The organism is Streptomyces sp. NPDC047117, assembly GCF_040643545.1.
In the GTDB taxonomy this organism is placed as follows: Bacteria; Actinomycetota; Actinomycetes; order Streptomycetales; family Streptomycetaceae; genus Streptomyces.
Map to the genome: position 1 here is coordinate 32,269 of NZ_JBEYUN010000024.1, position 12,690 is coordinate 44,958.

A 12,690-nucleotide genomic window follows, 5' to 3' on the forward strand; every position below is an offset into this window, starting at 1 on the left:
CCGGTCCCGTGCGGGTGTCCACTGGCTCTTGTGAAGGTTCCATACGGACCGCGAGCCTCCGGTGTTCAGTGGCTCGGCCGACCGGGTGTTTCGAGCGGCGGACCATCGACCGTCGGCACAGCGGGAGAACGAAAGGCCGTGCGACCCGGCCTACGGTGCGTACTCCGTGGGCGTGGGGAGTATCCGTTCCGCGACCTTCAGTACGTTGTGCAGGGCCGTCGACTCGTTGTCCGCGTGCCAGGCGAGGGCGATCGGCAACGGGGCCACCTCGCCCGCCAAGGGGCGGAAGATCACCTGCTCCAGGCGGATGCGGCGGGCCGACTCGACGACCAGCGCCACGCCCACCCCGGCCCCGACCAGGCCGAGGAGGTGGTACGAGTCCGGTGCTTCCTGGGTGATGCGTGGCGCGAAGCCGGCGTTGCGGCAGGCGTGCACCGCCGCGTCCCGTACGGCCGAGCCGCGCGCGGCAGGTAACGTCACGAAGTGCTCCGCCGCCAGCTCGGCGAGGTCGACCACCTCCCGCGCGGCCAGCGGGTGGCTGTCCGGCAGTGCGCACACCAGCCGCTCGACGCGGACGACGCGGGAGAGGATGCCGCGGCGTACGGGGAGCGGGACGAAGCACAGGTCGAGGGTGCCGTCGGCGATCCGGTCGAGCGCCTCGCCGGAGTGCACCTGGCCCTGCAACGCCAGTTCGATGCCCGGGAATTCGGCGGTGACGGCGCGGGCCAGCGGGGGCAGTGCCGCGTAGCCGCCGGCGTCCGCGTACCCCATCGTCACCCGGCCCGCCTCGCCCAGACTGACCGACCGCACCGTGCGGCGCGCGGCGGAGGCGTCGGCGAGGAGGCTGCGGGCCGGTGCCAGCAGGGCCTGGCCGGCCGCGGTCAGCCGGACCGAGCGCGTGGTGCGCTCGAAGAGGGTGGCGCCCAGGTCCCGTTCCAGCAGCCGGATCTGCTGGCTGAGCGGGGACTGGGCGATGTGCAGGCGTTCCGCCGCCCGGCCGAAGTGCAGCTCCTCGGCGACGGCCACGAACCCGGAGAGATGGCGCAGTTCCACGCGCCGCACCCTCTCAGGGTGCGCGACCGCCGCTCAAGCGCGGTACGCGGGCCCCGGACCGGGCGGCCGGGTTCCGGCGGCGTTCCGGCCAGATCCGGTCCGCACCGCTCGCATCCGGTTGCCTCAGGCGGACCCCGGGCCCCCCGCCACCGGCTCCGTGCCGATGCCGAGCGCGTCCCGGAGGAAGTCGCGCTGGAAGAGGAGGAGGTTCTCGTTCACCCGGTCGTCGGCGGGGGCGTGGGTCGCGCCCGACAGGGGCAGCACCGTGTGCGGGCGGCCCGCGGCGAGCAGTTCGGCCGAGAAGCGCAGCATGTTGGCGGGCGCGACGTTGTCGTCGGCCAGGCCGTGGATCAGCAGCAGCGGGCGGCGCAGCAGGTGGCCCCGGCCGGTGAGCGAGGACCGGTCGTAATTCTGCGGCTCCTTGTCGGGATGGCCGAGGAAGCGCTCCTTCCAGTACGTGTCGTACAGCCGCTGGTCGGTGGGTGCCGCGCCCGCCACCGCCGCGTGGAAGACCTCCGGGCGGAGCAGCACCGCGGCGGCGGCCAGGAACCCGCCGAAGGACCAGCCGCGGATCGCCACCCTGGTGAGGTCGAGGTCCGGCACCTGCTCGGCGGCCGCGTGCAGGGCGTCCACCTGGTCCTCCAGGGCGGGTGTCAGCTGGTCGCCGTGGATCTCCTTCTCCCAGGCGGGGCCGCGGCCCGGCGTGCCGCGCCCGTCGGCGACCAGCACCGCGAAGCCCTGCTCGGCGAACCACTGCGAGACGAGGGTGGGCCACCCGCGCGCCGCGACCGCCATCTGCATCCCGGGCCCGGCGTACGGGTCGAGCAGTACGGGCAGCGGCCCCGCACCCGGCTCGTACCAGGACGGGAGGTACAGCGCGGCCCGCAACTCCCGTGCTCCGAGCAGGAGATGGCGCGGGCGCGGGGTGACGTCCGGGGCCTCCGCCAGGGAGGCGAGGGCGGTCACGGCCGGGGAGGCGGCGGTGGCGAAGGCCCCTGCCGCTGTCGTCGCCGTCGCCGTCGCCGTCGCCGTCGTCGCCGTCGTTCCGTCCGCCCGGCGGACCTCCGCGTACGGTCCGTCCGGCGTCAGTCCATGGAAGACGGCCGTGCCGCCACGCACCACGGCCGTATGCGTGCCCGGCCCGTCGCTCAGCCGCACCGGTTTCGCCTCCTCCGTCTCCTTCGCTTTCTCCGCTTTCTCAGCCTCCTTCGCCTCCTCCGGGGCGTGGCGCCACACATGGGTCTCCATCGGGTCGTCGGAGGCGGTGAAGAAGACCCGCTCGCCCTCCGTGCCCAGCACGGCCCGGACTTGGAGACCGGCCGGTGTCACCACCTCTCCGCCGACCGCCAGATGCCGGGTGCCGGCCACGTCGTACGTGACCACCAGCGCGCCGGACGCGGTCCTGACCGGCGTACCGGGCACCGGCTCCACCCACGCGGGGTCCGTCCGCTCGTCGAGCACCGAGGTGGCGCCGGTGTCCGGGTCGACGGCGAGGGTGCGCAGCGTTCGCTGGTCGCGGGAGTGCACCCCGAGGAGCGGGCCGTGCGCGTCCCAGCCGGCGGTGACCAGGTACTCGTACGCCGTCCGGTCCCACACCACCTCGGTGCGGCTGCCGTCCAGCCGGTACACCCACAGGGTCACGTCGGCGTTGGCCGTGCCGGCCACCGGGTAGCGCACCATGCGCGGCGGCCGGTCCGGGCGGGCCGGGTCGCTGATCCAGCGGCGCTGCACCGGTGTGGTGTCCACCCGCGCGACGAGCAGCCGCTCGCCGTCCGGGGACCACCAGTGGGCGCGCAGCCGGCCCATGGACTCCGCCGCGGTGTAATCGGCGAGGCCGTAGCTGATCTCCGGCCCCTCGGCCGCCGCCAGCCGCCGGTCCTCCTGCCCTGCCGCCAGCCGCCGTTCCTGCCCCGCCGTCTCCGCACCGGCCGAGCCCGCAGCGGCGACCGATCCGTCCGCACCGGCCGAGCTGCCCGGTACCGGCACGACGTGCAGCGATCGGCCCGTCACATAGGCGATGTGCCGCCCGTCGGGGGAGGGGCGCGGGTCGACGACGGGGCCCGCCGCCGGGACCGGGAAGGGCTTGCCCTCGTCCGTGCGCACCGCCCACAGTGCGCCGCCCAGCGCGAAGACCGCGAGACGGGCCGCGCTGTCGGTCGCGTACGACACCACTCCGGCGGAGCGCTCGCGGGCCCGCTCCCGGCGCAGCCGCTCCTCCTCCGGCACCTCGGCACCGGCACCCACCAGCACGGTCGGGTCGACGAGCAGCCGCTCCCCGCCCTCCGCGAGCAGCCAGAGCCGGCCTATCGGGTCCCGGCCGCCGCCGGTACGGGTGAACAGGACGCGCTTGCCGTCGGGGGAGAGGGTGAAGTTCCGTGGCACGCCGAGCGAGAAGCGGCGGGTGCGGGCGAATTGGCGGGGGAAGTCCGCGGAGGAAGAAGAGTTCATGAAGGAGTCCTATCGGTAATCCGCGGGACGGCGACAGCGAATACCTCCAGGGGACTGCCAGGGCATCGAAGGCCGGTGACGACCGGTCGTGGCCGGCGGCAAGCCCCAGCAAGCGTTGATAAGTTTGCGCAAGCCCTGAAACAGGCGGCGGCCTCCGCCGACCCTCGCCGCGAGGAAGGCAGTCATGTCGCCCACCCTGACCGACGTCGCCCGACGTGCCGAAGTGGCGCTCTCCACGGCGTCCCGGGCGTTCAGCGAACCCGGGCGGCTGGGTCCGGAGACCTTGCGCAAGGTGCTGGCCGCCGCACAGGAACTGGGGTACCGGCCGGCCGTGCCCCGGGCGTCCGACGCGGCCGGGCGCGCGGAGACCACCGTCGCCGTGGTCGTACCGGACATCGCCAACCCGGTCTTCGGCGCGTTCGTCAAGGCGGCCCAGGGCGTGGGCTGGTCACGGGGGCAGACGGTCGTCCTCGCCGACACCGACTTCGACCCGGACCGCGAGCGGGCGCTGCTCACGTGCATGCGGGAGCAGGCCGACGGCCTGGTCGTGTGTTCGCCGCGGCTGCCCGCCGACGAGGTGCTGTCGCTGTGCGGCCGCACCCCGGCCGTACTGGTCAACCGGGAGACCACCGGGACGGACTGCGTGCTGGCGGACGCGGAGGACGGGCTGCGCCAGGCCGTCGACCACCTCGTCGCGCTGGGCCACCGCCGGCTCGCCTACGTACAGGGCTCCCGGCACTCCTGGTCCAACGCCCGGCGCGTGGAACTCGTCCGTGCGCAGGCCGAACGGGCGGGCATGGAGCTGGAGTTGCTGGGCTGGCAGGCCGAGACCGTGGCCGGCGGCTCCGCCGCGGCCGCCGGTGTGCTCGCCTCCGGCGCGTCCGCCGTGCTCACTCACAACGACCTGATGGCGCTGGGCGTGCTCACGGGAGTCCGCGCGATGGGCGTACGGGTGCCCGAGGAGCTGAGCGTCATCGGCGTCGACGACATCCCCTTCGCCGCGGTGTCGCACCCGGCGCTCACCAGCATCGCGGTCCCGATGGACCGGGCCGGCTCGCTCAGCCTCGACCTGCTGGCACGCGCCGTCGCGGGCGAGCGGCAGACACCCCGGGTGCTGCCACTGCCCACCCAGCTCGTCGTCCGCGGCTCCACGGGCCCGGCCCCACAGGGGGCGGGCACCAGCTGAGGCAACCATTTCCCAACTCGGGCAACCGGTTCCAGGAACCGGTTCCACTAGGATGACGCCGGGCGCGCGGAGAGTGGAGGGCGACATGGCGACACTCGCGGACGTGGCGCGGGCGGCCGGGGTTTCCAAGGCCACCGCCTCGCGCGCGCTGACCCGGCCCGAGATGGTCACCGAGGCGTCGCGGGAGAAGGTGCGGGCGGCAGCGGAGCGGCTGGGGTTCCAGCCCAACCGGAGCGCCCGCGCGCTGACCACGGGCCGTACGGGCATGATCGGCCTGATCGTGCCGACGCTCGCCAACCCCTTCTTCTCGCCGCTCGTGCTCGGCGCGCAGCGCGCCGCCGAAGAAGCCGACGGGCACCTGCTCATCAGCGTGTCCGAGTACAGCGCGGAGCGGGAGGCGACGCTGGCCGACCGGCTCGGGGAGCAGGCCGACGGCGTGGTGATGGTGGCGCCCGTCGGCACCGACGCCGTCCTGCGGGAACGGGCGCGGCACCGGCCGCTGATCCTGGTCGACCGCCGGGTCGGCCGGCTGCCCGCGGTCGTCCTGGACGCCGAGGAAGGCGCCGACCGCCTCGCCGGGCATCTGTTGGAGCTGGGGCACCGGGAGATCGCGTACGTCTCGGGCCCGCCCGGCTCCTGGGCGGACACCCGCCGCCGTGCCGCGCTGGCCGAGCGGACGGCCGCCGCCGGGGCCCGGCTGCATGTGCTGGGGCCGCTGCCGCCCACCTTCGACGCGGGCATAGCGGCCGCCGGGCAGCTGCCCGGCGGGGCGACGGCGGTGCTCGCGTACAACAGCTACCTCACCCTCGGGCTGCTGCACGGGCTGCGCGCCGCCGGGCTGCGGGTGCCGGCGGACGTGAGTGTGGCGGCCGGTGACGACCTCAGCGCGCTCGGGGTGACGGATCCGCCGGTCACCGCGTTGCGGGTGCCGGTCGAGGAGGCGGGCGCCACGGCGGTCCGGCGGCTGCTGGACCTGTGTGCCGGTGCCGGTACGCGGACGACCACCCGGCTGGCGCCCGGCCTGGAGGTCCGCGCGTCGACGGCGCCGCCGCGTACGCGCTGACGGCCGCTCGCCGAGCCGGCCGTCCAGGCGCCCCTTAAAGCGGCCGAGCCGGCCGTCCAGGCGCCCGTCGCCGCGGTCATCACCCGATGTGACGCACTCATGGGTTCCGCCCCGCGGTGGAGCCGTGCGATGCTGTCTGCAACCGGTCTCTGCAACCGGTTTCATGCAGCGTCGCAACGATGCCGCGGAGACCCGGCCCCCGACCTCGCCCTTTCACCCCTGCTGAGGTGCCCATGCCCCACCCCGACGTACCCGGCGCCGCGTCAGCCGCCGGAGCCACGGCGGACGCCCCGCCGCCCCCGGCCCCGGCCTCCCCCTCGGGCTCGCTCCTGGAACGGCTCTTCCGGGTACGCGAGCGCGGCAGCACGCCCCGTACCGAGGCCCTGGCCGGCGCCTCCATGTTCGTGGCGGCGGCCTACGCGGCGGTCGTGGTCCCCGGCCAGCTCGCCAAGGCCGGCATTCCGCTGGGCGCGGCCACCACCGCCGTTCTCATTGCCATCGCGCTGGCCACCCTGTGCATGGGCCTCTTCGCCAACCTGCCGTTCGTCGTCGCGCCCGGGCTGGGCGGCGTCGCGCTGCTCGCTGTGACGATCGTGGGCCAGGACGGGGTGCCCTGGGACGCGGCGCTCGGCATGGTCCTCTGGTCCGGAGTGGCCTTCCTGCTGCTGACCGCGCTCGGCATCCGGGACCTGATCACCCGCATGATGCCGCTGAACCTCAAGTACGCCATCAGCGGCGGCCTCGGCCTCTACATCGCCCTGATCGGCTTCCGCGACAGCGGACTGGTGATCGCCAAGCCCGACAGCGCGGCCCTCGCCGTCGGCGACCTCTCCCGGCCGGCCGGACTGCTCGCGCTCGGCGGCCTCGTCGTCCTCACCGCGCTCGCCACCCGCAAGGTGCCCGGCGCCTTCCTCATCACGATGGCGCTGGTCACCGTCGTGGGCATCCCGCTCGGCGTGACCGAGCTGCCCGACCACCTCTTCGGGCTGCCCGCGAGCCCCGGCCCTGCCGTCTTCCACATCGACATCCTCGGCGCCCTCAAGCCCGAGTATTTCCCGTACATCTTCGCTTTCTTCGTCTCGGAGTTCTTCTCCATGACCGGCACCCTGCTCGCCGTCGCGGGCCGGGCGGGCCTGACCGACGAGCACGGCAACCTGCCGGGCGTCCGCCGGCCCTTCTACGTCGACTCCGGAGCGGTCATCGGCGGCGCCGCACTCGGTGCGCCCAGCATGACGGCGTACCTGGAGTCCTCCGCCGGCGCCGACAGCGGGGCCCGCACCGGGCTGGCCTCGGCGTGGGCGGCGCTCGGCTTCGCCGCGCTGCTGCTCGTCACCCCGTTCGCCACGCTCATCCCGTCGGCCGCCACCGCACCTGTCCTGATGTACGTGGGCCTCACCATGCTGGGCGCCCTGCGCAACGTCGACTTCAAGGACCCGACCGACGCGGTGCCGGCGGCGCTCACCGTGGCCACGACGCTGTTCTTCGGGAACTTCGGCACCGGCATCGCGGTCGGTCTGGCCGCGCACGTCCTGGTCAAGGCCGTCGCCGGCCGCTTCCGGGAGATCCCCTGGGGACTGTGGATCGTACTGATCCCGCTCGGCTACTACTTCTACACGCTGGTCCCCTGACAGCAGCTCTACACGCCGGCCCCCTGACAGTCGCCCGGCGGGACGGCCCCGTGCTCTCCACTTCCCCCACTCCTCTCACCGCCACTTCTTCACTCACCTCCCCACTCGACACAGGAGTTGCCCCCATGACCTCCCAGCGCCCGCACGACCTCCGGATCAGCGGCGGCCAGGTGGTGTCCAGCTTCACCGGAGAGTCGTTCGCCGCCGACGTCCTGGTGCGCGACGACATGATCAGTGGTGTGCTGCCGCCCGGCACGCCCGCCGAGGCGCGTGCCCACCTGGACGCCTCCGGGATGCTGGTCGCGCCCGGCTTCGTCGACGCGCACATGCACATCGAGAGCTCCTTCCTCACCCCGCAGACGTTCGCGGCCCTGACGCTGGCCCGCGGTACGACCACGGTGCTGGCCGACCCGCACGAGATCGTCAACGTCGCGGGCGCCGAGGCGATGCGCTGGATGATCGAGGCGGGTGCCGGCACCCCGCAGACCCAGCTGTGGGGCGTGCCGTCCTGCGTGCCCGCCGTGGAGGGCCTGGAGGACGCCGGGGCGAGCCTGTCGGCCGCCGACATCGACGAGATGCTGAGCTGGCCGGGGGTGATCGCCCTCGGCGAGGTCATGGACTACCGGGCCGTGGTCGGCGGCGACCGGCGGATGCGCGACGTGGTCGGCGTGGCCCGCGAGCGCGGCATGATCCTGGACGGGCACTGCCCGAACCTCAGTGGCGCCGACCTCAGCGCGTACCTCGCCACCGGTGTCGACTCCGACCACACCAAGAACCGCACCGAGGTCGTCCTGGAGAAGGCGCGGCTCGGCATGCTGATGATGCTGCAGGAGAAGTGCCTGCTCCCCGAGGTCGCCGAAGCACTGCTCGCACTGCCGACGCTGCCGCCGTTCTGCCTGGTCACCGACGACCTGGCCGCCGACCACATCCTGGCCCACGGCCACCTCGACCACATCGCCCGGGTGGCCGTGCGCGCCGGGTTCCCCGCCGAGGTCGTACTGCGCGCGCTGACCTGGAATCCGGCCCAGCGGCTGCGGCTGTACGACCGCGGGGTCGTCGCCCCGGGCAAGCGGGCCGACCTGGTCCTCCTCCGCGACGAACTGGCCGCCTTCGACCCGGCCGTGGTCCTGTCCGGCGGCCGCGTCGTCGCCCGGGACGGTGCCGCGGTGTACGAGGAGACGGGCCCGGTCGCCGGCCCGGCGGACGCCGGTGACCGCGCAGCGCACCACAACGGCGGGGCAGCGGACCACGCGGATCACCACGGTGACGCCGCCCCCCTGACCGCCCCCCTGACCGGCACCGTGGACGTCGAGCCGCAGCACCCGGACGGCTTCCGCTGGCGCGTGGAACTCCCCGACGGCACGCACCGTTTCCGTGCCATGCGGGTCAACTCCCGGGACACGTACACCGAGGAGGCGGAGGTCGAACTGCCGGTGCGCGGCGGGGAGGTCGACTGGGAGGGCCGGGTCACCCTCGTCCGGGTGCGCAACCGCTACGGGCGCGCGGGGACCGTCTTCGCGCCGCTGCTCGGCCGCACCCTCTCCGCGGGCGCGGTGGCCACGACGTACGCGCACGACAGCCACAACCTGGTGACCATCGGCACCTCGCGCGCGGCGATGGCCGCGGCGGCGGACGCAGTCGTCGCCGACGGCGGGGGAGTGGCGGTCGCGCACGGTGCCCAGGTGGCGGCGCGGCTGCCGCTCCCGGTCGGCGGCGTGATGTCGCCCGCCGCCGCGCCGGAGATCGCCCGGCGTTCGGAGGAGGTCCGTACCGCGCTCACCGCCTGGGGCTGGGACCACCTCAACCCCTTCATGAGCGTCTCCACGCTGACCCTGGCCGTGTCCCCGAGCCTGAAGATCACAGACCGGTCGCTGGTGGACGTGGTCCGCCGCGAACCGGTCGGCGCGCTGGCCACAGAGGGCTGAGCACCGGTTCACCGGCCCTGCCGTGCCCGCAGATGCGGGCACGGCAGAGCCGACGCGTTTCATGAATCGATTCACCATATCGACATCTCCCTCACCCCTCGGCTCTTTCTCAATTCCGTCCGACCCGTTGACCGCGCCGCGGTGCGTCCCTACCTTGTTCGCACAACACAGCAAGCGCTTTCCTTGAACGATTCAAATCGACACACCTGTGGGCTGCTTCGACGCCCTTGTGGGCTGTGCGGGATACGTGCGGAGGACGACTGTGCGTGCCAGTGGGAGAGTTGACCGGCGCGGCCTGCTGAAGATCACGGGGGGCTCGGTCGCCGCCCTCGGTCTGACGGCGGCCGGCTGCGGCACCGGCGGGGGATCGGCGGACGGAACCGTCACGATCCGGTACGCGTGGTGGGGCGCCGACGACCGGGCCAAGCGGATCAACAAGAGCATCGCGCTCTTCGAGGAGAAGCACCCCAAGATCAAGGTCAAGACGGACTTCCAGGACTACGTGGCCTTCTGGGAGAAGTTCCAGACCCAGGCCGCGGGCGGCAATCCGCCGGATGTGTTCCAGTGTGCCGTCGCGTTCCTGCGGAAGTACGACAAGCGGGGTGTGCTGCTCGACCTGAAGCAGCAGGCCGACGCGGGCCATCTGAAGATGACGGGCTTCCGGTCGGGCCTGGAGAAGGTCGGCGAGGTGGACGGCAAGCTGCTGGGCGTCCCGGTCGGCTCCAACACGATGTCGCTCGTCATCGACGAGAAGGTGTTCAAGAAGGCCGGCGTCGTGCCGGAGCAGGGGTGGACCTGGGACCAGTACTTCGCCGCACTGAGGAAGATCCGCGACACCCAGCACCGCGCCGGGGACAGCGGCTACTTCGGTGTCATGTACCTCTACGACCTCTACCTGCGGCAGCAGGGCAAGGCGTTCTTCACCGAGCGCGGCCTGGGCTTCGACGAGGCCGACCTGCGCGAGTGGTGGGCGGACGGCTACCGCGCGGTGCGGTCGGGGCTGGTCGCGGACCCCAAGAAGGTGGTGCAGATCGCGCCCAAGTCGGCCGTCTCCGACGGCATGGCGGCCTCGGAGTTCACCTGGGACAACTTCTCCGTCCGCTACGACTCGGAGGGCGACAGCACCTACGGGCTCGCGCCCGTCCCCACCACGGACGGCAGGAAGACCGGGCAGTACCTCTCCTCGCTGATGCTGAGCGCCTCGGCCCGTACCAAGTACCCGCAGCAGGTCGCGCGGTTCATCGACTTCATGGTGCACGACCCCGAGGTCGGAAGGATCATGGGGTACGACCGCGGCATCCTCGCGACCGAGGCGCAGTACAAGGCGTTCCGGCCGGCGGATCCGGTGAACAAGGCCATCGCCGCGTACGAGGAGAAGACCGCGGCGGCCGGGGTCTTCGGGCCGATCACGCCGCACCCGGCGGGCGCCGACACGGTCGAGGCCGCCTTCCTGCGGATCGGGACCGACCTGGGCGTGGGGAAGACGAAGACCGCCGATGCCGTGCGGCAGTTCTTCTCCGAGGCGAAGACGGCCCTGGCCGGCTGAGGGGAAGCCGCCGTGACCCTCGTCAAGGAACCGCCGGGCCGCGTGCGGGCGCGACGCACCGTGGCCGTGCCCGCCCTACGGCGACGTGACCGCCGCGACAATCTCGCGGGCTACCTCTTCATGTCCCCCTGGATCGCCGGGTTCCTCCTGCTCACCGCGGGCCCGATGATCGCGTCCCTCTACTTCGCCTTCACCGACTACAACCTCTTCACCACCCCGTCCTGGATCGGCCTGGACAACTTCACCCGGATGTTCGCCGACGCCCGCTGGCGCAAGTCGGTCGAGGTCACCGCCCAGTACGTGGTCATCGGCACGCCGCTGAAGCTGCTGCTGGCACTCGGCGTGGCGCTGCTGCTCGCCCGCAACGGGCGCGGCCAGGGCTTCTACCGGGCCGCCTTCTACGCCCCCTCGCTCATCGGCGCGAGCGTCACCGTCGGCTTCGTCTGGCGCGCGCTCTTCTCCGACGACGCGCTCGTCGACCGTGCGCAGTCCTTCCTCGGCCTGCACGTGGGCGGCTGGGTCGGCGACCCGGAGTGGGTGCTGTACTGCCTGGCGGCGCTCACCGTATGGCAGTTCGGCGCGCCGATGGTCATCTTCCTGGCCGGGCTCAAGCAGGTGCCGCGCGAGCTGTACGAGGCGGCCGCGGTGGACGGCGCGGGGCCGCTGCGCCGGTTCTGGAGCGTCACCCTGCCGATGATTTCCCCGGTGCTGTTCTTCAACGTCCTGCTGGAGACGATCCACGCGTTCCAGATCTTCGGCTCGGCGTACGTGGTCTCCAACGCCACCTGCGGCCCGGCCGACTCCGCCCTCGTCTACACCTGTTACCTGTATCAGAAGGGCTTCAAGGAGGCCCAGATGGGCTTTGCCTCGGCGATGGCCTGGATGCTGCTGCTCGCCGTGGCACTGGTGACGGCGGTGCTGTTCCGGTCCCAGAAACGGTGGGTCCACTACGAGGAGGCAGCCCGGTGAGCGCCCTCGGTACGTCCGGTGCATCCCGTACGTCGTCCCGCCGGCGCGCCGGCCTCGCCTGGCACCTCGGTGCCCTGGCCGTCCTCGCGGTCGTCCTCTATCCGGTGGTCTGGGTGATCGGGGCCGCCTTCAAGCCCAGCCGGGAGATCGTCGGCAGCCTGGAGCTGTTCCCGGTCCGGCCCGTCCTGGACAACTTCCGTGGGCTGGCGGACGGCATCGCCGACATCCCGATCGCCACGTTCTTCGGCAACTCGCTGTTCTACGCGATGGGTTCCGTGGTGGGCGTGCTCGTCTCGGCCTCGCTGACGGCGTACGCGTTCGCCAGGATCCGGTTCGCCGGGCGGAAGCTGATGTTCACGCTGATGATCGGCACGCTGCTGCTGCCGTACCACGTGCTGCTCATCCCGCAGTACGTGATGTTCCAGAAGCTCGAACTGATCAACACGTATGTGCCGCTGCTGATCGGAAAGTTCCTGGCCACCGAGGCGTTCTTCGTCTTCCTGATGGTGCAGTTCATGCGCAACCTGCCGCGCGAGCTGGACGAGGCGGCCCGCCTCGACGGCTGCGGGCACCTGCGGATCTACTGGTCCGTGGTGCTGCCGCTGTGCCGCCCCGCACTGATCACCAGCGCTATCTTCACGTTCATCAACGCCTGGAACGACTTCATGGGCCCGCTGATCTACCTCAATGAGCCGGGCAAGTACACCGTCTCGCTCGGCATGATGATGTTCCGGGACCAGGAGAGCGTGGCCAACTACGGTGGCATGATCGCGATGGCGCTGGTGGCGCTGCTGCCCGTACTGGCCTTCTTCCTCGCCTTCCAGCGGTACCTCATCGACGGCATGGCCACGTCCGGGCTGAAGGGCTGACCG

At 72.5% G+C, this 12,690-nt stretch carries 9 protein-coding genes; 7 read left to right on the forward strand and 2 right to left on the reverse strand.

What is annotated here, in order from left to right; translation table 11 throughout:
* Nucleotides 1-150: 150 nt before the first annotated feature.
* Together ABZ840_RS33130 and ABZ840_RS33135 are read right to left on the reverse strand one after the other, a co-directional pair.
* Nucleotides 151-1,053 (reverse strand): LysR substrate-binding domain-containing protein, encoded by a 903-nt coding sequence (locus tag ABZ840_RS33130; RefSeq protein ID WP_361566223.1) that lies wholly within the window; start codon nucleotides 1,051-1,053, stop codon nucleotides 151-153.
* A gap of 123 nt (nucleotides 1,054-1,176) precedes the next feature.
* The gene (locus ABZ840_RS33135) at nucleotides 1,177-3,501 is read right to left on the reverse strand and encodes a prolyl oligopeptidase family serine peptidase (RefSeq protein WP_361566226.1); all 2,325 of its coding nucleotides are present in this window, start codon (nucleotides 3,499-3,501) and stop codon (nucleotides 1,177-1,179) included.
* A gap of 184 nt (nucleotides 3,502-3,685) precedes the next feature.
* Between ABZ840_RS33135 and ABZ840_RS33140 the strand changes: the two genes are divergently transcribed.
* The 7 genes from ABZ840_RS33140 to ABZ840_RS33170 all read left to right on the forward strand — a co-directional run bounded on the left by ABZ840_RS33140 (nucleotide 3,686) and on the right by ABZ840_RS33170 (nucleotide 12,687).
* Nucleotides 3,686-4,687 (forward strand): LacI family DNA-binding transcriptional regulator, encoded by a 1,002-nt coding sequence (locus tag ABZ840_RS33140; RefSeq protein WP_361566229.1) that lies wholly within the window; start codon nucleotides 3,686-3,688, stop codon nucleotides 4,685-4,687.
* Between the two features lie 85 nt (nucleotides 4,688-4,772).
* The gene (locus tag ABZ840_RS33145) at nucleotides 4,773-5,750 is read left to right on the forward strand and encodes a LacI family DNA-binding transcriptional regulator (protein ID WP_361566232.1); all 978 of its coding nucleotides are present in this window, start codon (nucleotides 4,773-4,775) and stop codon (nucleotides 5,748-5,750) included.
* Nucleotides 5,751-5,983: 233 nt separating this feature from the next.
* Nucleotides 5,984-7,378, forward strand: a complete 1,395-nt coding sequence (locus tag ABZ840_RS33150) for an NCS2 family permease (RefSeq protein ID WP_361566235.1) — start codon at nucleotides 5,984-5,986, stop codon at nucleotides 7,376-7,378.
* Between the two features lie 125 nt (nucleotides 7,379-7,503).
* Nucleotides 7,504-9,303 (forward strand): adenine deaminase C-terminal domain-containing protein, encoded by a 1,800-nt coding sequence (locus ABZ840_RS33155; protein WP_361566237.1) that lies wholly within the window; start codon nucleotides 7,504-7,506, stop codon nucleotides 9,301-9,303.
* 262 nt (nucleotides 9,304-9,565) lie between these two features.
* Nucleotides 9,566-10,849 (forward strand): extracellular solute-binding protein, encoded by a 1,284-nt coding sequence (locus ABZ840_RS33160; protein ID WP_361566240.1) that lies wholly within the window; start codon nucleotides 9,566-9,568, stop codon nucleotides 10,847-10,849.
* A gap of 12 nt (nucleotides 10,850-10,861) precedes the next feature.
* Nucleotides 10,862-11,818 carry a sugar ABC transporter permease gene (locus ABZ840_RS33165; protein ID WP_361566243.1) on the forward strand — a complete coding sequence of 319 codons (957 nt, stop codon included), beginning with the start codon at nucleotides 10,862-10,864 and terminating at the stop codon, nucleotides 11,816-11,818.
* Nucleotides 11,815-12,687, forward strand: a complete 873-nt coding sequence (locus ABZ840_RS33170) for a carbohydrate ABC transporter permease (RefSeq protein WP_361566246.1) — start codon at nucleotides 11,815-11,817, stop codon at nucleotides 12,685-12,687. The genes ABZ840_RS33165 and ABZ840_RS33170 overlap by 4 nt, the downstream gene beginning before the upstream one ends.
* Nucleotides 12,688-12,690: the final 3 nt, after the last annotated feature.